This is a genomic window from Pedobacter sp. CFBP9032 (assembly GCF_034045265.1).
Lineage (GTDB): Bacteria > Bacteroidota > Bacteroidia > Sphingobacteriales > Sphingobacteriaceae > Pedobacter.
Window position 1 is genome coordinate 173,701 of the sequence record NZ_JAXCWE010000008.1, and the last position, 25,073, is coordinate 198,773.

A 25,073-nucleotide genomic window follows, 5' to 3' on the forward strand; every position below is an offset into this window, starting at 1 on the left:
GCAATTAAAATCCAAAGTTGATCCCAAAAATGATCGTACGGGCGGTTGGGTATGTTCCCTGATCTACGCCTGGTGTGGTAGGATCTCCACCCATAATATTTGCTTCGGGGTTGTAACCTGAATATTTCGTAATCAGGAATGGATTCTGTGCGGTTACATAGAATCTGGCCGATTGAAGCGAAATTTTCTTCAGCAGATTTTCGCTCAGGCGATACCCCAAAGTGATGTTTCTAACCCGCAGGTAAGAACCATTTTCAACCGCTAAACTAGACAGGGCCGGGCCGGGTAATGAACCCGTAGAAATCGGACTCGGATAAACCACATCCCGGTTTGGAAAAGCCGGATCAAAATAATTATTAAAATATTTGCTTACCGAATTCTGATTATGGTTACCCGTAATGGTTTGCCTGTTATTTCCATTAATAATATTTACCCCTTGTACCCCTTGCATTAAAATACTCAAATCAAAGTTTTTGTATTGAAAGGAATTGGTTAAACCATAAGTAAAATCAGGTAAGCCGTGCCCCAGCGCCGTCATATCGTTTACATCAATTTTACCATCACCATTCTGATCTTTAATCATTGAATCGCCAATGTTGTTCCCTGAGGTAACTCTTGGGTTATTCGCCAGATCTGCAGCATTTCTAAATACGCCTACAATTTCGTAACCATACATAATTCCCAATGGCTGCCCCACTTGTACCTGATACACATTATTCCAACCATTAATTGCCCTTACCGCTGGTAAAGCGCTCGGACCACCAAGATCTAAAACTTTCGTTTTATAGGTAGAGAAGTTTGCATTTGCATTCCACGTTACCGCACCTAGTTTGAAGTTGGTATTGGCCGTAAATTCGAACCCTTTGTTCTGTAGTTTACCTAAATTTGCCTGGTAGGTAGTGGTATACCCCACATCCAATGGCAAAGCTTTGTTCAGCAACATGCCGTTAGAATTTCTAATGAAATAATCGAAAGTCAACACGATTTTGTTTTGCAATAAACCAATATCAGTACCGATACTGGTCTGATCATTTTTCTCCCAGGTTAAATCCGGATTAGCAAAACCTGTTTGCTGGGTTCCAAAAATGCGGTTACTACCAGAAGCATAATTTCTATTTAGGGCAATGGCATTTATATAAGTAAAGCTTCCAATATTGGCATTACCTGTGCGGCCATAACCACCTCTTAGCTTAAACTCGTTGATTCCGATTTTTGCAAGCGTCTCTTTTAACAAAGGCTCTTCAGCCAAACGCCAGCCCAGTGAGAAAGATGGAAACACTGCATATTTATTATTTAAACCGAAACGGGATGAACCATCCTGACGAACCGCTGCCGTAAACAAGTATTTCTTATCATAATCATAAGTAAACCTACCCGCATAAGAAACAAAAGTATTGGCATCAAAAAGTTCAGTACCCACTGTATTTGGCGAGGCCAACGGACTTTGTACCGAAGTGGTGATAAATGTTCCCGGCAAACCTGCGGTATAATTAATTTGCGATTCGTATTTCTGTGCAGAAAACAAACCTAATACATTGAAATGGTGTTTCCCGATTTGTTTATCGTAGGTAGCCGTATTCTCCCAAACCCAGTCGAAACTATTGCGCACATTATCCGAAGCAAAAATACCAGCCAGTTGCGGACTTGCATAAGAAGCCGTTGGCGCAGAACTGTAAGCCATAGAACCTGGTACATAACCATGAATCTGCTCATTCTCTAAAGTAGCGCCGATATAGGTTTTCAACTTCAGGCCTGGAATTGGTGCATATTCTAAAAAGGCATTACTTAACGTTCTGAATGCTCTTGAACGGTTAATGGATTGACTTAAAATGCCTACCGGATTATAGAAATTCGATGCAGAAAACACCGAGGTTGGCGACAGATTATAGTTTAACTCCCGATCATAAGGCTGTGCAAAATCGCCATTGGAGCGATACACAGGCACAATCGGTTGAAATGTTAAAGCTTGGTTTAATGGACTTGGTAAGTTTAAATCTGCAAGCAAGCCGGGTACGCCGATAATGTAATCGCTCGGGTTAGCACCTGCACCACTCGCCTGTCCGGACGAAGGTTGTCTGAATTGCTCTGAATAAGATGGAGAAATCGAGAAGCCAAATTTTACATTTTTAACGATATCTGCATCCAGGTTAATCCGCGTATTATAACGGGTATATTCTGTACCGATTAGGACCCCTTTTTGTTTAAAAATTCCCGCTGAAGCACTGAAACGAACTTTCTCACTACCGCCAGAAGCATTAAATTCAAAACTGCTGATGGGAGCCGTTCTAAAAATTTCCTTCTGCCAGTCTACATCCGGCAGGTTGGAAATATCGCCATCCAAAATGCTTGGATATTGCAGGTTTTTAATCCGGCTTAATGCCTTTACCTGCTGTACATATTGATCTTTACTTAAAACATCAATGTATTTATTTACGGTTTGAATACCCGTGTAAGCTGAAACTGAAAATACGGTTTTACCTGCCTTTCCACGTTTGGTGGTTACCAGCACTACTCCATTGGCAGCTCTCGATCCATAAATCGCCGCAGAAGCCGCATCTTTCAACACTTCAATAGATTCGATATCACTTGGATTAATCAAGTTGAAATTGGAAGCGGTTTCCAGTGGATAACCATCTACTACATATAAAGGATCGTTTGATGAACTCAGTGAACTTACGCCACGAATCCTGATGGTTGGTGCTGCGCCAGGCTTACCACCCTGATCTGATTGTACCTGAACACCAGCGGCTAAACCGGCTAAGGCTTCACCAGGAGTGGATACGGGCTGGTTGCCAATGTTTTTTCCTTCTACCTTAGTAATAGAAGAAGTTACCGTTGTACGCGATTGTGTTCCATACCCCACAACCACTACGTCACCAAGTGACTGTGGTGTATCAGCCAGCACAATGTTAATTACCGTTCTATCGCCCACGCTCACTTCCTGACTCACCATCCCAATAAAAGAAAAAACCAACACCGATTTCTGATCTGGTGCCTTAATCGAGTAGTTACCGTTTACATCCGAAACTACACCCGTTTTCGTTCCTTTTATCAATACACTCACCCCAGGCAAACCAATGCCCTTATTATCGGTGATTTTTCCGGAAACTGAAATTACCTGAGCCACTGGTTGAATAACCTGAGCTCTTCTTTTAATTACAATGGTAGTATGATCGCCAAAAAGCAATTCTACAGGTTGCGTAGCAAAACAGGCTTCTAAAACCTTTTGAAGCGGTGTGTTTTTCAACTTGATCGTAACTGGCGAAAGACTGTTGATAATGTTGGCATCGCAAATAAAATTATAGCCTGTTTGTTTGGTTAACTGGCTTAAAACTTCGCGCACAGGCGCATCTTTTACATTGATGCTCACCTGCTGGGCAAAAGTGCCGGCACTCACTTGTAAAACAGCTATCATTATTAACATGATGGTAAGCCTCATAACTCGAAGAATTTTTTGCGTATAGCAAGGGATATCCCCGCACAGAAGTGCAGTAAAAATTTTATACATTTGGTTAGGATTAATTAGTTGTTTGATTGATTAATAATATCCGGATTAGCTGATTGCTAATCAATTCCGGGAGTGGTCTCAACACTTCCGGTTTTTAGATCTTTTGTTTGTAGTGTAGTTATTTTGCTATAACGGTAATCCTCCTTTCTGCCATCACAAAGCGAACCTTATCAGTAAGCGAAATATTTTTAAGTAAACTTTTCAACCCTTTAGAGCGGGAATAATTTCCCTCAAAATTGAGTGTTGTCATGTCTCCTTCATAAGTAACATCTACGTCATACCACCTGGAAATCTTCTTCATAATTGAAGTTATATTTTCATTGTTAAAAATGAACATATCATTCTTCCAGGCCATTACTTCATCCAAATCCGCCTGAACAATTCTGGGTTTAGTCTTCAGGTTATTAACCGCCATCTCCCCCGGTTTAATCAGCGTTTGAAACTTGCTGGTATTCACTTTCACAGCACCTTCTAATAAGGTGGTCGTAATATTTTGATCTTCTTCAAAAGCACTGATATTAAAATGTGTACCCAGAACTTCTACTTCCTGCTTACCGGCAACATTTACTTTAAAAGGTTTTTGCTTGTTGCTGGCTACTTCAAAATAAGCCTCACCTGTTAACATTACCTTACGGTCTGGCCCCTCAAAGGTGTTTGGAAAGCTTAATGAAGAGGAAGAGTTTAACCAAACCCGCGTTCCATCTGGCAACGTAATGTTATATTTCCCACCTCTCGGAATGGTAATTTTGTTTAAAAGTTCATTATTTGCCGGACTATCTTTTCCCAAGGCAGAAACCACCAGGCCGTTTCCTGATTTTGAAATACTGGTACTGTTTCCTGTATTAATGAGGCCATTTTTCGAACCATCAAGTTTAATGCTTTCTCCTGTAGACAATGTTAATACAGCATTGGCAGAACCAGCAATAATATCCTTTACTTCATTTAATGGTTTTACTTTTGCAGTTAAAACAGGTTTTTGTTTATAGGATGAAAATTGATGAACAGCAAGATAAATAGTAACTAAAAGTACAGCTGCAATAGGCGCAATGATTTTCCAGTTCAGCCAGACGACATTAAACTTTTTTCCGTGCTGCGCCTGCATACTTTGAGTAAGTCTACTGCTTAATGTTTCACGAAGTCTTCGAACCTCATCACCAGACAGGTTTAAATCAAATAAACCATTTTCTTTTTGATAAGCATCGAGCATATTTTCTTCTTCAGGAGAACATAAGCCTTTCAGGTACTTTTCGCAAAAGTTTAAATATTGGGTTTCTGTCATTTCCCGGGTGATTGAATATTTGGTTAGGATAGCTTGTTATAGATATAGATACAATTACGATCGGGCACACACATAAAAAAAATAAAAAAAAGCAAATAATGCATGATGCGATTCTGATGTATTTTTTATTTCAGTTTTTAAACCCTAGCTTTATTATAAATAAGCATATGCCAAACAGCGATTATAGCGATCTGGAATTACTAAACCGCATTCTTTACAATGATGAAAAGGCCTTCAATCTCCTTTTCGAACGTCATTGGTTGCGGGTGTATGCCGTCTCGTTCCGTTACGTTAAAGACGAGGAACTTGCGCTGGAAATAGCACACGATATTTTTCTGAATATCTGGAATAAGCGCCATAGCATAAAAATTTCTTCCTTTAAAAGTTATGTGATCACATCAGCCAGTTACCATGGCATTAGAAAAAACCAGCAGAAGAAAGCCATTCCTTTAAAATATGTAGAAAGCTATGAAGCCGAAGGCGATGGCTTGATGACGGATCATCCATCAGTTGCCAACGCTGGTGATGAAAAAATGCTGATTGCAGAACTGGATCAAAAAGTAAGGGTTTCGCTCGAAGAATTACCACTCCGCTGCCGCGAAATCTACCTCCTAAGTCGGCAGGAACATTTAAGTATTACTGAAATTTCAGAAAAACTTAGCATTTCCAAAAGAACCGTCGAAAATCAATTAACCATTGCACTGAAGCATTTAAGAACCATGTTGAAATACACGGGCGTGTTGCTTTTTTAGTCGGGAGTCCTTAGTCCATAGTCGCTAGTCTATTTACGCCCTGGACTCATGACTACAGACTTCCGACTGGAGACTCTAATAAGTTCTTCGTAAAAACCATGTAAAGTCCATAGCCGCTAGTTTATTTACGCCCTGGACTCATGACTACAGACTCCCGACTGGAGACTTCAAACTCAAACCCAAAGCTTCCCGTAAATCATTCTGATCATCACCTTCGAGTTGTACAATCTCACTCAGTAAATTAAAAACACCTTCTTTATCATCAGTTCTTAGCGAGAGATCCAGTAGACGAACGAGCATTTTCTTTTGATCAATACTAAGGCTGCTGAATAATTTTGGTTCTACTTCATATAAAACTTTAATCAACCCGGTTAGCTTTGGTTTAGCCATATCGCGTTCTCGCTCGGTTACATACCTCGGGAAGATGCCATCTTGCTCCAAAGTATTAATCAAGCCATCGGCATATTCTTTTAAGAAAGGCTTGCGCTTATTCTTCAGGTATTCGTTAAGTTCCTTCATCAGGAAGCGGTAGGCTGGTGCAGATTTAGCAGCGCCAAACAAAGCCACCTGACCTTCATTCTCAAAACTCTTAAAATCAAAGTCCCTGAAAAAATCGCTATCGATGTAAACACTGTGGAAATAATCATCACTTTTCTTATTCAGTGTAGTATAATCCTTGTAAATTTCTTCGCCCCCTGCCAGGAAATAATATTTAGATAACTCTTTGTGCAGCCCCTCTTTCCAGTGCACATATTTGATTTTAAACTTAAATCCGGCATCAGCATAAAGCAGTTCAAATTCTTCTAAGCTTTTAATGTTTTCAGAAAAATTTAGTGCTTTTCCATTAACAAAAACCTGCATTTTTTTATGTTTGTTCAGTTCGATAAACCAACAAAATTCATTGATCAAAAAAGGGATCACGCCTTGCTCAAAATCTATTTCACTGATGCGAAGATTGGTGAAGGTAACGGTAGTTCCGGTCTGGTTTTCTGCAGCAGGTTCTTCAACTGCTTCATAACTATTTAATCCGCCTGTATTAATTTGTATTATTCCGCGATGAAAACCCTTTTCATCCCGATAGGTGGTATTCCAGTTGGCATTGTGCGCGAAGGTGAAAAATGTAAGTCTCCCTACCCCATTCCGGCCGTGCATTTTAGAAGTATGTTTTGGAGCTACAATTTGAATAGCCTTCTCCGACTCGAAAAATGGATCAAATTTCTGCTGTAACCGCTGGAAATTAATGCCATAACCATTATCTGCAATCTTCAAATTCTCCAAACGCCCGAGTTCGTTGGCGATATAATCGATGTTGATCGTATCTGCATTAGCATCAAAACCATTCCAGATATATTCGGCTATGGCTTGCTTCTCGTTATAATTTTTAAGTACCCTTTGAATTCCTTTTGAGGTAATGTTAACTTTCTCAGACATCCTTTACTAAATTAATTAGCAAATATAACTAAACATCTGTGAATTTATAGCCTTGTGGAAAACCAATTCAATTCGCCAATTTTCATCATCTAAGGCTTGCTTAAATATTAATGAATGTCTTTTATTTTTAGGTAACCCTATTTTAACAATAATTTAGATGGATAAATACAAATGCCGATATATTTATTCTTTGAACAATCAAATTTTATAAATTATGAACAAAATTTTCGCCAATTAGGACTGCACTGTTATGCTTTTTATATTTTAATACCGAGTTTTACCAAAAATTTTCATCAATGAACATAGAGAACATTTACGGTGACAAAAAATGGACCGACTTTGGCGGGGAATCTCCATTGATTGCTGTGTTTAAATCTTTTCATGACCTGAGTCCGGAGATTAAGGATGTTATTAACGAGCAAACATTTCCGGTTAATTTTGCAAAAAATAAACATGTTGCCTCTCCACTTAAAAGGAACAAGTATATCTATTTGATTTTGAAGGGTGCGGTTCATGGTTATATCAAAGTGGGGAATAATAAGGTTACCACCTGGATTGCTGCAGAAAATGAACTTGCTGGCACCATCAGGAATCTTTGGGAGGATGTTCCCACAGACGAATATGTAGAAACCATAGAAAACGTACTGGCTATTGCAGTTCCGCATAGCATGACTAACTATTTATATGAAAATTTCCTGATTGCCAATTACGTGGGTAGAAAGATGACCGAACTTTACATTAAGGGTGCTTCAGAAAGAGCATTGCTCGCCAGGTTGCCAACCGCACAAAAACGCTATCAACGGCTTTTGCTCACTTATCCACACCTGATGAACAGGGTGCCATTAAAATACATTGCCTCTTTTATTGGAATGCGTTTAGAAACACTGAGCCGGTTAAGAAGCAAAACAGCAACTATTGAATAACCATTTACTTACCTCTAAAACAAACCAAATGAATATTATTCTAGCCTCTACTTCTACTCTTTTTGGTGGAACTTACCTGGCTTATCTCCAAAAAGAAATCACTAACCTTTTTAAAGGGGTGGAGGAAATCATATTTATTCCATTTGCCCGGCCTGGCGGGATCTCTCATGAAGAATATACCGAAAAGGTAAGACAGTTTTTTGCAGGTCTTCAAATTAAGGTTCGGGGCTTGCATGAATTTGATGATCAGGTAGCTGCGATACAGAATGCTAAGGGTTATTTTACCGGAGGCGGCAACACATTTTTGCTCGTTAAAACATTGCATGAAATTGGTTTGATGGAAGTACTTAAACAGGAAATTGTAAACGGAAAAGCTTATCTTGGTTGTAGTGCGGGCAGCAATATTGGCGGGCTGAACATGAAGACCACTAACGACATGCCGATTGTTTATCCGGCTTCATTCAACTGCATGGGTTTGGTTCCATTCAACATCAACCCCCACTATCTAGATCCGAATCCGGATTTGAAACATAATGGCGAAACCCGGGAAACCAGAATTATGGAGTTTCTCACGCAAAACGACACCAAAGTAATCGGATTAAGGGAAGGAAACTGGATTAGACGAATCGGCGACCGCATTACAATAGAAGGTTCGGAAAAAACCAGGATTTTCGAAAAGGATAAAAAACCCTATGAAGTTGAACCGGGAACAGTTTTGCAATGATTCAGATAAAGGATGGATTTCAAAAGATTTACATCAATTAATGAACTGATAATAAATAAGATAAACTTTTGCTTTTATTAGTGATTTTCTGTAAATTGACATAACCAAATATAGAAAACATGAAACTGCTCAAGAAAATTGAAAACTGGGGAGATCAGCATCACCCTCAATGGATTGATTATTTCAGAATTTTGCTAGGCATCATCCTCATCTGGAAGGGAGTTGATTTTTACATCAACATGGAAGCCTTTAATCATTTAATGCGGGGCGCCATGCTGGGTACCGCATTCAGCATCAGTTTAGCGGCACACTTAATTATATTAGTACACATTATCGGTGGCCTAGCCATTGCCATTGGTACCAATACCCGCTTTTTCTGTCTGCTAAATCTGCCCATCTTAATCGGGGCAGTATTTTTTATTAATATTTCTGGCGGCATCTTTAAGCCTTACTCCGAATTCTGGTTTTCATCACTGGTTTTAATCGGACTCATCTGCTTCATTGTGGAAGGAAATGGCGTGCTTGCCGTAGATAAAGTGCAGGCTGTACCGCAATAACCTGCTTTTTATTATAGCAGATAGAACAAAACAAGACTAAAATGCCACCAATTTCTGCAGGTTTAGATAGCTTTTTAAAAAAAAATGAAGGGCTAACTTAATGGTTCACAAGCGCTAATATTTTTTATTAAATATTAAAGTAAAAATCATTTGCAGATTACGATCAACTTTGTACTTTTGCAGCGGAGAGTTGGCAGAGTGGTCGATTGCGGCAGTCTTGAAAACTGTTGACTTGTTAAAGGGTCCGCGGGTTCGAATCCCCCACTCTCCGCATAAATAATTTAAAGCCCAACATTGTTGGGCTTTTTGTTTATTCGACTTTTTCCGGCACTTTTCTGTATCATAAATCCCCCTCGTTAAAAAACAGTACCAAGCGAAATTTTATTAAGAGAGAAAGTAAAGTATTAGTACTGCAGGAAATAATGCCAGCTTGTCAACTATAGTGCTGGCGGCGGCAAAAACTGATTTGCGCATCCCCGTTTTTCAGAAGAAGAAATAGCAAACAAATTATTAGCATTAGGTAACTGTGGCATTTACCTTGTAGTCTAAAAATGTTAATGCCACTAAGCAAGACATTAAATTCTTGTCAAGACGAAAAATTTAAATGAATTTACGTATTTTGATGCCAATTAAAAGAACGGTACAAAAAACTATCATCCTGAAAAATAAATCCAACACGTGGCAAACAACCAGCCTGGGTTTATTTAATCAAAGCTTATTGCGTAGTATTGTCTTATCTATTTTGCTTTATGTCGCACTCAAATTCATTATCAAATACTTTTATAAGGCTTTATCAGTTGCACCATTCAGCTAAACAGCCTGTTAAACAAACATCCAATGCTTTTTTTGAAAAGGAGAAAGTTTTTTTAAGCCTTTTCGGCCTTGGCCTATTTGAAACCTATGATTTTCTTTACCAAAAATGTCAGGATGCAGATGATTTTAAAAACTGGATCAAAGCGCTTAAGGGTGAAGATTTTTTTTTAAATGCAGAAAAACAATTTAATCTGTTAGATAAAAATCGAGATCCCGAGCCTTATCGGCCTGGCATTTTATCTGATGAACAGCAGTTGATTTGGGAAAAACAAGGCTATCTTCAGATTGAAAACCTGATAGATGCCGCGGACTGCGATGCGGTAGTAGATTTGATCTGTGATACTCTGGCAATCGATCTTGAAAATGAGGAAACCTGGTACCATCAACATGAAAAACTTCAAGGTTTAATGTTACAACTATATCAGGATGAGACCATAGCACGCATTAGAAATAACAGCCTGATAAAAGACGTTTTCATAGATTTATACCGAAATAAGCAGATTCTGCCAAACTGTGAGAAAGTAAGTTACAACCCACCGATCAATGCTCATTTTTCCTTCAAAGGAAGTCTGCTCCATTGGGATTTTGATGTTGCCAAAGGACCACAATATTACATTCAGGGATTGGTATACCTGAACGATGTACCCAGTGATCGTGGTGCCTTTACCGTAATTCCCGCTTTCCATCACCAGATCGAAGAATTTCGATCGGCATTTGAAACAACCGAAGCCGCATTACAAGCATTGCGTGGGAAAGGCTTAGAAAAGCCCGTGCCGGGAAAAAAGGGTGATCTTATTGTATGGTTGGAGGCTTTACCCCATGCCGCAAGCCCCAACCATTCCTGCCTACCCCGCTTTGTACAATACATTAATTTTAGTCCGGTTTTTCGAATGGCTGAACAGTGGTGATTTCGGTTTTATTACTAAAATCCTAATGCTGATTGCAAAGGACTTGTTTGCAGTTCTTAACATTTGTTTTTGTTAAGGCCATTTCCGAGATGCATAGTACGAGATAAAGATTTTATCCAAAAAACAAATTGAACATCCGTATGAGATTGGTATTGATAACATTTACTAATGAATCTTGGAAAAACATTTCCAATTTTATTTCTACTTAAAACATTCAACATTATTAATAAATGGCAAGAGTACTTTTAGTCCGATGCCTATTGGAGTCCTATCGCAGTCCTAAGGCAGGATAGTTGCATTTTAAGGGATGTGAATAGCTAGTTATTTGAACAAGGTCATCTCCTACTCCATCGGTTTCATTTATTCTTCAGAAGGATATAGACTATATGGGTAAAAAAAATGTTACCTAAGAAACTGTCGCATTCCGTGAATGAAGATCAACTTGCGAAGTTTAAACGGTCTTTTGTTGCAAGAAATACTTCGCATGTTTTATGATATTGTTATCAAAACCTGCGAAATTTTCAGCATACAGGCTTTTGATTTTTTTTAAGATGATAGTTTATCATTTTTAGACAGCTTCTAAATGTCGAAAAGAATAATTAGAAGGCATATAAAGGGACACTAAAAAGAGATTGAATTTCAGCTAAATCCTCCATCAGGTTATCAATTAATAATGAAATTCCTTATTTTTATTAAAACATTACGCTCGATGAAAACAATCAATAAATTTTGCGCACTGCTACTCAAATGTAGAATATTTAATCTAAACAGCTTTGCACAAACCAGCTGCAACCTGGCCTACTTCGTCAATTCGCTAAAACATCTTGGTGCTACAATCTCTTTTAAGGTATTTCTAAATAACGTGTATTTTGGTAAACTACCGGACATCAAAAACTTAACTTGCTATTTGCAGCAAATTACATCTGCATCTGATAGAATACTGCTAAAGAAACGGTGCAGACATAGATACCCTTCTAAATGCTAAAAAATAAATGTAATCATCCCTTACTTAATCCCTAACCCATGAAAAAAATCTTCCTAATGATCACGATGGCAATGTTCTCTTTTGCCATTTATGCACAAACTAAATCCGATATTGTACTGAAAACAAATGGAGATGAGCTAAAAGGCAAAGTCACCAAAATTTCTGCTGACGACATTACCTTCACTTATGAAGGCGAAACCTTGGAATATGTTTTAAAGAAATCAGAAATTTTAAAGATTACCCACGCCAGTGGAAGAGTAGAAGTCTTTGCAAAGGCTCTGCCAGCAGAAGACAGGCAAAAGGATGCAGTAGCCATGGCAGCCACCCCGGTAGATCACCACAATAAAATTGCCATCCTTCCCTTTACTTTCCTGATGGATAATCAGCCAGGTGCAGAACAGGTTGGACTAAAGGCACAGCAAGATGCTTTCAGTTTCTTATCTAACCATTCAGCAGGTTATACCATCCTGGATCCGAGAACTACAAATGCTACCCTGATCCAGGCAGGCGTTACCCGCGAGAAAATGATGGGCTTTACTATGAAAAACCTAAGTGATATCTTGGGCGTGGAATACATCATAGACGGTTCAGTTATTCAGGCAAAAGGTTACCAAACCAGTTCTATAAACACTAATGCAGATACAAAAGTAAAACGCGATGACGCTGAAAAGGTAAAAGGGGTATCAAGTACCAGTGCTACCTACAACAATGCGGTTCAGCGTTACGATGTAAGTGTGAGTCTGCACATTTACATGGACAATAATGCAAGTATTTACAACGAGAGCCATAAAGCTTTCTTATCAAACACAGATGGATCTTATACTGGCCCATTGGAATACCTGTTAAAAAGGTGCCCTCTATATCGTAAATAGCTGTATAAAACATCCCCTTCTCTTCCATTAAGAGCAAAAATCTAACAACGAAGTCAGATCTCATCTCTTTGGCAGAAATACGCTGCTGGATTGATTGCATAAAAACGACACGTCGATTTAAAGAATAAGAATAGCAAAACATTAATACTGCTTACCCTTAACAGTTTTCACCGCCCCAATAAACTCCCTAAAAAACAGCATGAATACCCGGCAACTTTTCTTCCTGATATTTTTATTCTGCTTAATGCCAGGTAAAGAAGCCTTAAGTCAGGCAGCAGACACTTCAAATCCTGATACAGGCAAAATAAAAACAGATTTTGTTTCTAAAATGCAATTATTCGCAAAAGCATCTGCTAAAAAAAGCCAGGATGAATTTGCAAGTGATAAAGCAGCAATTGCACAGAACAAAATTTTTGAGGAAGTTAAAAGGACCATGCAGAAATCAAAAATCTTTCTGAAAACGGGATTAGATACAATAGCAATAAAGACCCAGCTGGCAACCATAGAAAAAAATTTCCTTATCGCAGGGGATGGAGTGATTACCCATAAGGGAACAGCACAAACCTTTAGAAATTTAACCACTACGGCTAAAATCCTGACAGAACTACTCAATAAAATTAATGTAAGAAAATCAAAATTGGAGCGGGATCAAAGTCAGCTGAACCAATATCGGTATGAACTCGATTCTTTACTGAGTCGCCCGGAACTTTTTAAATTCCCTACAGATTCCATTACCTTATCTAAATATCTTCAGGAAATTGTAGTCTTAGCTTATGAAGTAACACCAATAGATAGTTCATTGAAAAAGGCTGCGCTCAATATCCAAGGCAAGTTAAACCAGGTGAACATGCAGGCTTTCAAAATTCACAGTAGCTTGGAGGAGATTGAGTATGAACAACGCAAGGTGGCAGATAATACTTTAAATAGAGACTTTGAGAATTTGTGGGGAAAGGTGGGTTTCCATCGGCCATTTAAAGATATCCTTTCACAGGCTAAGAATAAGGGAATTCTAACCCTGTTATTCTATTTGCAAAATAATAGCGGGAAGCTTTTTATAATGCTGGTACTTATAGCCGCCTCATTTATCTACCTGCGATCCTTAAGACAGATCTATATTAACCATGGCCTTATTTCTCATCAATATGAAGGGCAACTCGTTTTAAGATATCCGCTTTGTTCGGCCTTACTGATCGTAATTAGCGTATTTCAGTTTATATTCTTCTCTCCTCCATTTATCCTCAATTTTATTTTTTGGATAATAAGTGCACTTAGCTTAACACTGATGTTCAGGGGTTTTATAACCAGGTACTGGATGAATGTATGGATCTTAATGGTTTCGCTGTTCCTGTGTTCTGCGGCCGATAATCTCATTCTCCAGGCCTCGCGAATAGAGCGATGGATGATGCTGGCACTATCCGTAACAGGAAGCATTGCAGGCGTAATAATTTTACTCAAAGGAAAAAAGGAAGAACTGCGAGAAAAACTGATATTAATTGCGATTGGTTTAATGATATTCCTGGAAATAGCATCAATCTTTACCAACTTATATGGCCGGTATAACCTTTCAAAAGCACTGCTGATTAGTGGATATCTGAATGTGGTAGTAGCCATTCTTTTTTTATGGTCTATTAGATTAATTAATGAGGGATTATTCCTGGCCTTTAATGTTTACACTAGGCAGGATCCAAAACTATTTTACCTCAATTTTGAGAAGGTGGGTAAGAAAGCACCACTGGGTTTTTATTTGCTCCTGATCTTTGGCTGGATAATCCTTTTCGGTAGAAACTTTGCTGGTTTCGCAAATGCTTCGGCACCACTTAGAGATTTTTTTGCACAGGAGCGAACCATAGGCGATTATACTTTCAGCATCAACAGTTTACTCTTGTTTATACTGATCATGGGCATTTCGGTGATCACTTCTAAAATCGTTTCCTTCTTTGCATCCGATAAGCATGTCCAACAGGATGAAAAAAACAAAAGTGCGCTACAAAGTGTAGGCAGCTGGTTATTGTTAATACGCATAGCAATTTTAAGCCTGGGCCTTTTCCTCGCGGTAGCTGCAGCTGGCATTCCTGTAGATAGGATAACCATTGTATTAGGTGCTTTGGGCGTAGGTATAGGTTTTGGCTTACAGGCATTAGTAAATAACCTGGTGAGCGGACTGATTATTGCTTTTGAAAAACCGGTTAATGTAGGCGATATTATTGAAATTGATGGCCAGAGTGGCACCATGAAATCCATTGGATTTAGAAGTAGTGTAATTTCAACATGGGAAGGCGCAGATGTGATCATGCCCAATGGCGACATACTCAATTCTCACCTGGTTAACTGGTCGCTCAGTGGTAATAAAAGGAGATTATCTATCTCTGTTGGTATCTCCTATGATTCCAATCTTAAGGAGATAAAAGAAGTGCTGATGTCGATATTGGAGGAACAATCAGGCATCATGAAAAACCCGGCACCGGTTGTGCAGTTTGAAAAATTCGGTGAAAGTTCAATCGACATTAAAATCCTGTTGTGGAATAAGCATTATAAAGATGGATCAAAAACCAAAAGTGATTTAATTGAAGCAATTGATGCTGCATTTCGCGCAAAAGGAATTAAAATCCCTTTCCCACATCAGGATATTACGATAAAAAGAATTGATCAACCCTAAATTTCTTCCAGGAAGGCTATAGTATCATTCAAGCGGTTATCCTCAGCGGAAATTTGTAAAAAAAATAAAGGAGTTGGGATGGCGATTTTCAATATTAACGGCTCAAACTATTCATCATCGAATGAATATTATTAATGTATCAGGTATTTATCTGATAAGGGATAAACCATTATAATTTGAGATGTCATTTATAACGTGTGGATAGATAGGCATAAACGGCGTTTAAACAAACTTAATATCAAATTAATTGATTAGGGTGCAATTATTCGATAAAAAAAACGGGCACTGCTAAGGTGCCCGTTTCCATTTTAAATCATTTAGATATGATCTTGTCGACTACAATTTTATCCCCAGGTTAATTTCAAAACTCCCGGCGGTATAGCCACTTAATGAACCTGTTTGTGTGGTGTAACCCGTATTGATCATGTATTTATTCCGATAATGTAAACCCACGCCAAAACTAGCTGCTTTACTGGTATGGTACATCGCGGTAAACAGTACCTGTTGGTTAGCAACACCAAATTGCCCACCAATATCAACAATGTCTGATATCTCTGTAAAAGAACGGTAGGCAACTTTCGGTTGAAACACATTTTCACCCAGATTGAACAGATAGCCTGCTGAAGCATAAATTACCGGAGTGTTAATCAGTTTGAAATTATCCTTTTTAAAATAGTTTTTCAGGTTAACCAAAGCGAAATCAACATTAAAGCTGTTAGATGTCAATCCGATTCCAAAGTCGCCATCAAAATAGGTTCTATGATCCGTATTATAGGCACCAACTTGTCCGTCATTAGGGTTTCCAATAAGATCCTGCATATCTACGCGCTGATTCATAAAACCTGCCGATAAACCGAAATGGAGTTTAGCATCAGCAGTCAGCGGAAGGTGATAGGCATAACTGGCTAAAATCCGGGTTTGTCTTTGCAAACCTGCCTTATCTATGCTCATGTTCAACCCAACACCTACCCGCTCCCATCCATAGGTAGTAGTAAGATTCTGAATAATAGGTGCACCAGGAATGTCATTCCACTGTGAACGAAAAGCCAGATCGACGGTTGCGCCTTCCTTTAACCCGGCCATTGCCGGGTTAGCGAGATAAGTATTATTGAAGTATTGATTTAATAAGGGATTGGTTTGAGCTTTTACTTTCGAAACCCCTAAAAGAGCAGCCAATATCAATATTTTAGTTTTCATCGTTTTCATTTTTCTTAACGGTTTCTGATAATCGTAATAAAACCTTTTTGAACCAGTTTGTCTGGTCCGTAAGTAATAATATAGTAGTAAGTTCCTTCTGCGAGCGGAATGCCACGGAGGGTTCCATCCCAGCTATTATCGTAGCTTTTTTTACTATACATCTCCCTACCATTACGGTCAAATATCCGTACCTCATTACCTGGATACATATCGATGTTTTTCACAATCCAGGTATCATTTACACCATCACCATTTGGCGTTAAGATGTTGTTGGCTACAATTTTATAATCTTCGGCTACTTGAATAGTAATCGATTCTACGCGACTACATCCACTTGCGTTGGTAACACGAACGGTATAAACAGTAGTTTGTGAAGGCCTTACGGTAAGTGAAGCTGTATTCTGTCCGCTTATAATGCCACTGGCTGTAGACCAGCTATATGATGAACCACCACTCGCAGTCAGTATTGCAGTTTCACCTTTACTGATACTCGTGCCATTATTGCTTAGGATATTAACCTGTGGAAGCGCATTAATGACTAATGAACCATTTACATAAACAAAAGTGTAATTACCGGATCCACCATTTGAAGCAACCAATACATAAGTACCGGCAACATTGCTGTTTGCAGTAGTGCTTACTGTAGGTTTTGTACTGAGTGAATTTTCAGTATCACCAGCCTTGAAGCCATTGTAAGCAACTCCAAAATTAGGGAAGCCATCAGATTGGCACATTACCGCATTATTCGCTGAAACAGTTAAAACCGCTTTATTAATCGTGAGGTCTGCGCCTGCATAAGCCACCGTATAATTACCGCTTAAAGTAAGTGAACCTTGATTAATGGCATATGTACCAGCATTCTCGCCAGCTGCCCTGGTTAACGATCCGGTAACAACAGTTCCTGTTGGTAACGCCGGACTAAAAGTATACGTCAGTGCCGGATCAGCATCGCCATAGGTTTTGCTTTTGGCTATGGCAGTTATCGTAATCACTCTAGAAGTAATTGTTAAGTTAGCCCCATTGTAGGTTAATGTGTAATTGCGATTTAACGCCAGTGTTCCCTGAGTAATCGCATATGTTCCTACGGCTTCACCTGGTAATCTGTTAAGTGATCCGCTGAAGCTATCGCCTGTTGCTAGTGCCGGAGCAAATGTATAGGTCAGAGCCGGATCAACATCACCAAAGGTTTTGCTTTTCGCAGCGGCAGTTACGGTGATGGTTTTTGCACCGATGGTTAAGTTAGCACCTACATAAGTTAAGCTGTAATTGCCGTTAAGTGCAAGTGTTCCCTGGTTGATTGAATACGTACCAACATTTTCGCCTGGCAATCTAGTTAATGATCCTGTGAAGGCATCACCAGTTTGTAAAGCCGGAGCAAAAGTATAAGTCAATGCCGGATCAGCATCACCAAAGGTTTTGCTTTTCGCAGCGGCCGTTACTGTGATGGTTTTTGCCCCGATGGTTAAGTTAGCACCTACATAAGTTAAAGTGTAGTTATTGCTTAAAGCTAGTGTGCCCTGGTTAATGGCATACGTACCTACATTCTCGCCAACTGCTCTGGTTAATGATCCTGTGAAGGCATCGCCTGTGGCTAGTGCCGGAGCAAATGTATAGGTCAGAGCCGGATCAACATCAGCAAAGGTTTTGCTTTTCGCAGCGGCAGTTACTGTGATGATTTTTGCACCTATTGTTAAGTTAGCACCTGCATAAGTTAAAACGTAATTGCTGCTTAAAGCTAGTGTGCCTTGGTTGATGGCATACGTACCTACATTCTCGCCTGGCAATCTGGTTAATGATCCACTGAAGCTATCGCCTGTGGCTAGTGCCGGAGCAAATGTATAGGTCAGAGCCGGATCAACATCACCAAAGGTTTTGCTTTTCGCTACCGCCGTTACTGTGATGGTTTTCGCTCCGATGGTTAAGTTTGCACCTGCATAAGTTAAAACGTAATTGCTGCTTAAAGCTAGTGTTCCCTGGTTAATGCCATACGTACCTACATTCTCGCCTGGCAGTCTGGTTAATGATCCTGTGAAGGCATCGCCAGTTTGTAAAGCCGGAGCAAATGTATAGGTCAATGCCGGATCAACATCCCCAAAGGTTTTGCTTTTCGCAGCAGCCGTTACGGTGATAGTTTTTGCACCGATCGTTAAGTTAGCACCTACATAAGTTAAGCTGTAATTGCCATTAAGTGCAAGTGTACCTTGATTGATGGCATAAGTACCCACGTTTTCGCCAGGTGATCTGGTCAAGCTTCCCGTGAAAGTATCTGTTCCGGTTAATGCCGGAGCAAAGGTATAAGTCAATGCCGGATCAGCATCTCCATAGTTTTTGCTTTTCGATGCGGCCGTTACTGTGATGGTTTTTGCACTGATGGTTAAGTTAGCACCTACATAAGTTAAGCTGTAATTGCCATTAAGTGCAAGTGTACCCTGATTAATGGTATAAGTTCCCACGTTTTCACCAGGTGACCTGGTCAAACTTCCCGTGAACGTATCCGTACCTGTTAATGCAGGAGCAAAGGTATAAGTCAGTGCAGGATCTGCATCACCATAGGTTTTGCTTTTGGCTACGGCTGTTACCGTTACCGTTTTTGCACCGATCGTTAAATCAGCACCAATATAAGTTAAAGTATAGTTGCCGTTTAAAGCCAATGTACCCTGGTTGATGGCATATGTACCTACATTTTCGCCAACTGCTCTGGTCAGACTTCCGCTGAAGCTATCGCCTGTTACCAATGCAGGTGCAGAGGTATAAGTCAATGCAGGATCTGCATCACCATAGGTTTTGCTTTTCGCTGCGGCTGTTACCGTAATGGTTTTTGCGCCAATGGTTAAGTTAGCACCAACATAAGTCAAGGTATAGTTGCCGTTTAGTGCAAGTGTACCCTGATTGATGGCATATGTTCCCACATTTTCACCAGGTGACCTGGTCAAACTTCCCGTGAACGTATCCGTACCTGTTAATGCAGGAGCAAAAGTATAAGTCTGTGCAGGATCAGCATCACCGTAAGTTTTGCTTTTTGCAGCAGCGGTTACCGTAACTGTTTTTGCACCGATCGTTAAATCAGCACCAACGTAGGTTAAGGTATAGTTGCCGTTAAGTGCAAGTGTACCCTGGTTGATCGCATAAGTACCCACATTTTCGCCAGGTGAACGGGTCAAACTTCCCGTGAAGGTATCCGTACCTGCTAATGTAGGAGTGAAAGTATAAGTCAATGCTGGATCAGCATCGCCATAGGTTTTGTTTTTCGCAGCTGCCGTTACTGTAACTGTTTTCGCACCGATTGTTAAGTTAGCACCTACATAAGTTAAGCTGTAATTGCCATTAAGTGCAAGTGTACCCTGGTTGATGGCATAAGTACCCACGTTTTCGCCAGGTGACCTGCTTAAAGAACCAGTGAAAGTATCCGTACCTATTAATGTAGGAGTGAAAGTATAAGTCAGTGCCGGATCAGCATCGCCATAGGTTTTGCTTTTCGCAGCCGCCGTTACCGTGATGGCTTGAGGAGAGATCACCAAATTCCCTGTTGCTACAGTGGCAGCGTAATTGTTATTGTTTAATGTTGATGAAACTGTATAGGTGCCAGCTGCAGTTGGCGCAGTGGCCAGGCCATTATAGGTAGTGCTCAATCCGGTTAAACCTGCAGGAGTAGTTGTTACGGTTACCGATTTTTGAGTACCATCAAAAACCTGCGTCAAATTACCCAGGGTAATGGTTGCATTTGCCTTATTTACAGTTAATGTTTGTACCACATCGGGAGCAGGATCATAACCCGAACCACCAGCTTGTGAAGCAGTAATATCTGCTGTTCCAGCTCCTGTAATTGTTAATACATTACCACTTATAGTAGCTACCGATGTATTACTGGAAGCATAAACTAATGGTAAACCCGAATTAGCGGTTGCGGTAAGTGTTAATGGACTGTTTCCAAAAGTTTGCGTTGGAAGGGCTGTAAAAGTAATGGTTTGTGTACTTGAAACAGATACGATTGTAAATGCCTTTGAAGTGGTTTGGCCACAACCGCTTTCTGTTACCGTAATGGTAAAATTAAAAGTACCTGTTGCTGTTGGTGTTCCGCTGATGTTACCCGAACTACTTAAAGTTAAACCTGTTGGTAAATTTCCAGTGGTTACCCCATAGGTATAGGTTCCATTTCCACCGATAGCACTTAAGGTCTGCATATAAGGCATCGTAACCTGGGCTTGCGAGAAGCTATTAGTTGTAATACCTAATGCTGCCGGCTGCGTAATGGTAAAGCTTTGTGTTGTTTGGCAAAGATTGGCATCAGTAACCGTTACGATATAGGTGCCCGCAGCCAGACCAGTTGCTGTTGCAGCTGTTCCGCCACTTGGCGACCATGAATAAGTATATGCACCTGTTCCGCCAGTTACATTTACGGTAGCTGAACCGGTTGATCCTCCATTACAAAGCACATTTGTTTGTATACCCGCTGTGGCAACAATTGCCGCTGGTGCAGTAATCGTGAATGCACGTGTAGCTGTACAGCCATTTGCATCAGTAACCGTTACGGTATAAGTACCCGCAGCCAGGCCAGTTGCTGTTGCAGCTGTTCCGCCGCTTGGCGACCATGAGTAAGTATATGGGCCTGTTCCTCCCGTTGCTGATACAGTAGCAGAACCATTCGTTCCACCGAAACAAGCAACATTCGTTTGTGCAGAAGCAACCGTTACAATTGCTGGCGGTGCAGTAATCGTGAATGCACGTGTAGCCGTACAACCATTTGCATCAGTAACCGTTACGGTATAAGTACCCGCAGCCAGGCCAGTTGCTGTTGCAGCTGTTCCGCCACTTGGCGACCATGAATAAGTATATGGGCCTGTTCCACCTGTTGCTGATACAGTTGCAGAACCATTCGTTCCACCGAAACAAGCAATATTCGTTTGTGCAGAAGCCATAGTTGCAATTGCCGCTGGTGCAGTAATGGTGAATGAACGCGTAGCTGTACAGCCATTTGCATCAGTAACCGTTACAGTATAAGTGCCTGCAGCCAGGCCAGTTGCTGTTGCAGCTGTTCCGCCACTTGGCGACCATGAATAAGTATATGGGCCTGTTCCTCCTGTTGCTAATACTGTAGCAGAACCATTCGTTCCGCCGAAACAAGCAACATTTGTTTGGGCAGAAGCTGTCGTTACAATTGCTGCTGGTGCAGTAATGGTGAATGTGCGTGTAGCCGTACAACCATTTGCATCAGTAACCGTTACGGTATAAGTGCCAGCAGCCAGGGCAGTTGCTGTTGCAGCTGTTCCGCCACTTGGCGACCATGAATAAGTAAATGCCCCTGTTCCACCCGTTGCTGATACGGTAGCAGAACCATTTGTTCCGCCGAAACAGGAAACATTGGTTTGTGCAGAAGCCGTAGTTACAATAGCAGATGGTGCAGTAATGCTTATAGGCACTACACCTGTACAGCCATTGGCATCGGTAATGATTACCGTATAATTGCCAGCGGCTAAGCCTGTCCTGTCTTCAGTAGTAATGCCACCGCCCCAGTTAAAGGTATAAGGTACCGTACCGCCTGTTGGGGTAAGGTTTATTGATCCATTTGTACCGCCAAAACAAGCTACATTAGTCACTACCCTGGTTCCTGATACTCCGGAAGCTGGTTGAGTGACTGTAGCAGACACCGAACCTGTACATCCATTGGCATCAGTGATAATAACTGTATAAGTACCAGTCGCTAAGCCGGTTCTGTCTTCGGTGGTAATGCCACCGCCCCAATTAAAAGTGTAGGGTCCGGTACCGCCAGCTGGGGTAAGGTTAATCGAGCCATTTGTACCACCGAAACAAGCGATGTTAGTTACAACAGTAGTACCTGATATAGCTAAGGCAGGCTGGTTTATCGTAGCAGACACTACACCTGTACAACCATTAATATCGGTAATGATTACCGTATAAGTGCCAGCAGCTAAGCCGGTTCTGTCTTCGGTGGTAATGCCACCGCCCCAGTTAAAGGTATAAGGTGCAGTACCGCCTGTTGGCGTAAGGTTAATTGATCCGTTTGTACCACCGAAACAAGCAATATTAGTAATTACCCGGGTTCCTGATACTCCGGAAGCAGGTTGAGTGACTGTTGCAGATACAGAACTTGTACAACCATTGGCATCGGTAATAGTAACGGTATAAGTACCAGCCGCTAAGCCTGTTCTGTCTTCTGTGGTAATGCCACCACCCCAGTTAAAGGTATAAGGGGCCGTACCGCCTGTTGGCGTAAGGTTAATCGCTCCGTTTGAACCACCTAAGCAAGCGATGTTGGTTACAACGGTTGTACCTGATACTCCAGAGGCAGGTTGAGTGACTGTAGCAGACACCGTACCTGAACAACCATTGGCATCAGTAATAATAACGGTATAAGTGCCAGCGGCTAAACCGGTTCTGTCTTCGGTGGTTATCCCGCCGCCCCAGTTAAAGGTATATGGAGCCGTACCGCCGGTTGGGGTAAGGTTAATTGATCCGTTTGTACCACTAAAACAAGCAATGTTAGTGACAACAGTAGTACCCGATACTGCTGAAGCAGGCTGCGTTATGGTAGCAGACACTACGCCTGTACAACCATTGGCATCGGTAATGGTAACTGAATAATTACCAGCCGCTAAACCTGTTCTATCTTCGGTAGTAATGCCACCGCCCCAACTAAATGTATATGGAGCCGTACCACCCGTTGGGGTGAGGTTAATGGACCCTGTTGTACCGCCAGAGCAAGCTATGTTAGTGACAACAGTGCTACCTGATATTGCCGTAGGTTGGGTTACCGTAGCAGACACCACACCTGTACAACCATTTACATCAGTAATGGTAACCGAATAAGTACCTGGTGCTAAACCTGTCCTATCTTCGGTGGTAATACCACCGCCCCAGTTAAAAGTATACGGAGCCGTACCGCCGGTTGGCGTAAGGTTAATGCTTCCGTTTGTACCGCTGAAACAAGATACATTCGTAATTACCCTGGTTCCTGATACTCCGGAAGCAGGTTGAGTAACTGTTGCAGATACAGAACTTGTACAACCATTGGCATCGGTAATAGTAACGGTATAAGTACCAGCCGCTAAGCCTGTTCTGTCTTCTGTGGTAATGCCACCACCCCAGTTAAAGGTATAAGGGGCCGTACCGCCGGTTGGCGTAAGATTAATTGATCCGTTTGTACCACTAAAACAAGCAATGTTAGTGACAACAGTAGTACCTGATACTGCTGAAGCAGGTTGATTAATGGTAATATTTCTGGTTATTTCTGTTGATTCATTATCCCTTATCGTGCAGGTATAATTTCCCGGGCTGAGTCCACTAGCTGTAGATCCAGTTCCGCCAGCGGGCGACCATAAGTAGCTATAAGGTACAGCACCCCCTGTTATGCTTACGGTAGCTGTACCATTGGAACCACCAAAACAGGATACATCGGTTTTACTTATTGTTCCTGATAAGGCAGCATTGGTAGTAAACGTTACATCTGATCCATAACTGGTACCTACAGAATTCGTAGCAAAGGCCCTGTAATGAATAAGTGTTCCGGCTGGTAAGGATGAAACGATAGCACTAAAAATGCCTGTTCCGGTTCCGCTGCTTACTTTAGTATTAGAAATCGTTGGATTAATCGTTGTTGCCCAAACAATTCCTCTATCAGATACTGTTGGTCCACCATCGGCAGTTACATTACCCCCTAAGGTTGCTTTTACAGCACCTATTCCGGTTGCCGAACCTGTAGTAACGGTTGGCGCTACTGATACAGGGGCGTCGAATAAACGAAAGTTATCTATTGCAAATTCTTGCGTAGAACCTGCATCTGCACTAGCACTAAATCGAAGGGACATTGTTGATCCGGTTCCTGTTATTGCCCAGGTAAAGTCTGTAAAAGTTCTTGATAAAAGCGCTCCATCTCCAAAATTATCATTATCGGTATCTTCTCTTAAATATCCTGCATTTATTGCAGACCTATCTCCATAAAATCCACCAGCTTTTGTCCATGCTCCGCCGTCTATACTATACTCAACCATCAAAAAATCGTAAGCAGCTCCAAAATCCGGATTTTGCCATCCCTGACTCTGCAATGCAGCAAACAAACCTTTAAAAGACAGACCTGTTTTTCCACTTATATTGATATTAGACCAGGTAATGGTTTGTACTTTATCTGTAGTAACGTTTGAACCTGTTCGAGCTCTGTCGGTATCCTCTCCAGCCCAAAATTTAGTGCCTTGAATATTTTGATAAGAAGTATTCGTTTCCGGAGCAAAAGGTGCATTCAGGTTAAGATTGGTTCCATTAGTTCTTAAAAAATAATATGCATAAGGTACTGAAGGTCCACCAATATCAATAGAAGGCGCTCTTGTACCCGAGCTTGGTGCTCCGGTATCCTCGAAGGTATCGCTCCAAAACTGGGTTTGTGCCATTGTTCCTATTGAAAAGAAACAGAGGAGCATCGTAAAAATTAAAGTAAAGTTTTTTTTCATAATCCCTGA

General features: G+C 40.8%; 12 protein-coding genes and 1 tRNA gene. 8 read left to right on the top strand and 5 right to left on the bottom strand.

Annotated elements, in window-relative coordinates:
* Window positions 1-4: 4 nt before the first annotated feature.
* Window positions 5-3,508 (bottom strand): SusC/RagA family TonB-linked outer membrane protein, encoded by a 3,504-nt coding sequence (locus SOM16_RS15715; RefSeq protein ID WP_414692263.1) that lies wholly within the window; start codon window positions 3,506-3,508, stop codon window positions 5-7.
* A gap of 118 nt (window positions 3,509-3,626) precedes the next feature.
* Window positions 3,627-4,787 carry a FecR family protein gene (locus SOM16_RS15720; protein WP_320464951.1) on the bottom strand — a complete coding sequence of 387 codons (1,161 nt, stop codon included), beginning with the start codon at window positions 4,785-4,787 and terminating at the stop codon, window positions 3,627-3,629.
* 167 nt (window positions 4,788-4,954) lie between these two features.
* Between SOM16_RS15720 and SOM16_RS15725 the strand changes: the two genes are divergently transcribed.
* On the top strand, window positions 4,955-5,539 hold the full coding sequence (locus SOM16_RS15725; RefSeq protein WP_320464952.1) for an RNA polymerase sigma factor: 585 nt from the start codon (window positions 4,955-4,957) through the stop codon (window positions 5,537-5,539).
* A gap of 144 nt (window positions 5,540-5,683) precedes the next feature.
* On the opposite strand, the gene SOM16_RS15730 is transcribed toward SOM16_RS15725, so the two are convergent.
* Window positions 5,684-6,970 (bottom strand): ATP-binding protein, encoded by a 1,287-nt coding sequence (locus SOM16_RS15730; protein WP_320464953.1) that lies wholly within the window; start codon window positions 6,968-6,970, stop codon window positions 5,684-5,686.
* A gap of 296 nt (window positions 6,971-7,266) precedes the next feature.
* On the opposite strand from SOM16_RS15730, the gene SOM16_RS15735 reads away from it, so the two are divergent.
* The 7 genes from SOM16_RS15735 (at window position 7,267) to SOM16_RS15765 (ending at window position 15,408) form a co-directional block, all read left to right on the top strand.
* Window positions 7,267-7,893, top strand: coding sequence for a Crp/Fnr family transcriptional regulator (locus tag SOM16_RS15735; RefSeq protein ID WP_320464954.1), 627 nt, complete (start codon window positions 7,267-7,269; stop codon window positions 7,891-7,893).
* Between the two features lie 28 nt (window positions 7,894-7,921).
* The gene (gene pepE, locus SOM16_RS15740; RefSeq protein ID WP_320464955.1) at window positions 7,922-8,617 is read left to right on the top strand and encodes a dipeptidase PepE; all 696 of its coding nucleotides are present in this window, start codon (window positions 7,922-7,924) and stop codon (window positions 8,615-8,617) included.
* Between the two features lie 119 nt (window positions 8,618-8,736).
* Window positions 8,737-9,174: a DoxX family protein gene (locus SOM16_RS15745; protein ID WP_320464956.1), complete on the top strand. Its 438-nt coding sequence runs from the start codon at window positions 8,737-8,739 to the stop codon at window positions 9,172-9,174.
* Between the two features lie 184 nt (window positions 9,175-9,358).
* A tRNA-Ser gene (locus tag SOM16_RS15750) sits at window positions 9,359-9,445 on the top strand.
* 478 nt (window positions 9,446-9,923) lie between these two features.
* Complete coding sequence (locus tag SOM16_RS15755) at window positions 9,924-10,895, top strand: phytanoyl-CoA dioxygenase family protein (RefSeq protein WP_320464957.1); 972 nt, start codon at window positions 9,924-9,926, stop codon at window positions 10,893-10,895.
* Window positions 10,896-11,918: 1,023 nt separating this feature from the next.
* A complete protein-coding gene (locus SOM16_RS15760) occupies window positions 11,919-12,752 on the top strand; it encodes a hypothetical protein (RefSeq protein ID WP_320464958.1) in 834 nt (277 codons plus the stop codon).
* A gap of 244 nt (window positions 12,753-12,996) precedes the next feature.
* On the top strand, window positions 12,997-15,408 hold the full coding sequence (locus SOM16_RS15765; RefSeq protein ID WP_320464959.1) for a mechanosensitive ion channel family protein: 2,412 nt from the start codon (window positions 12,997-12,999) through the stop codon (window positions 15,406-15,408).
* Window positions 15,409-15,744: 336 nt separating this feature from the next.
* Here the strand turns inward: SOM16_RS15765 and SOM16_RS15770 are convergent, their stop codons facing one another.
* Window positions 15,745-16,605 carry a PorP/SprF family type IX secretion system membrane protein gene (locus SOM16_RS15770; RefSeq protein WP_320464960.1) on the bottom strand — a complete coding sequence of 287 codons (861 nt, stop codon included), beginning with the start codon at window positions 16,603-16,605 and terminating at the stop codon, window positions 15,745-15,747.
* 14 nt (window positions 16,606-16,619) lie between these two features.
* Entirely contained in the window at window positions 16,620-25,064 is an 8,445-nt protein-coding gene (locus SOM16_RS15775; RefSeq protein ID WP_320464961.1) for an MBG domain-containing protein, read from the bottom strand.
* Window positions 25,065-25,073: the final 9 nt, after the last annotated feature.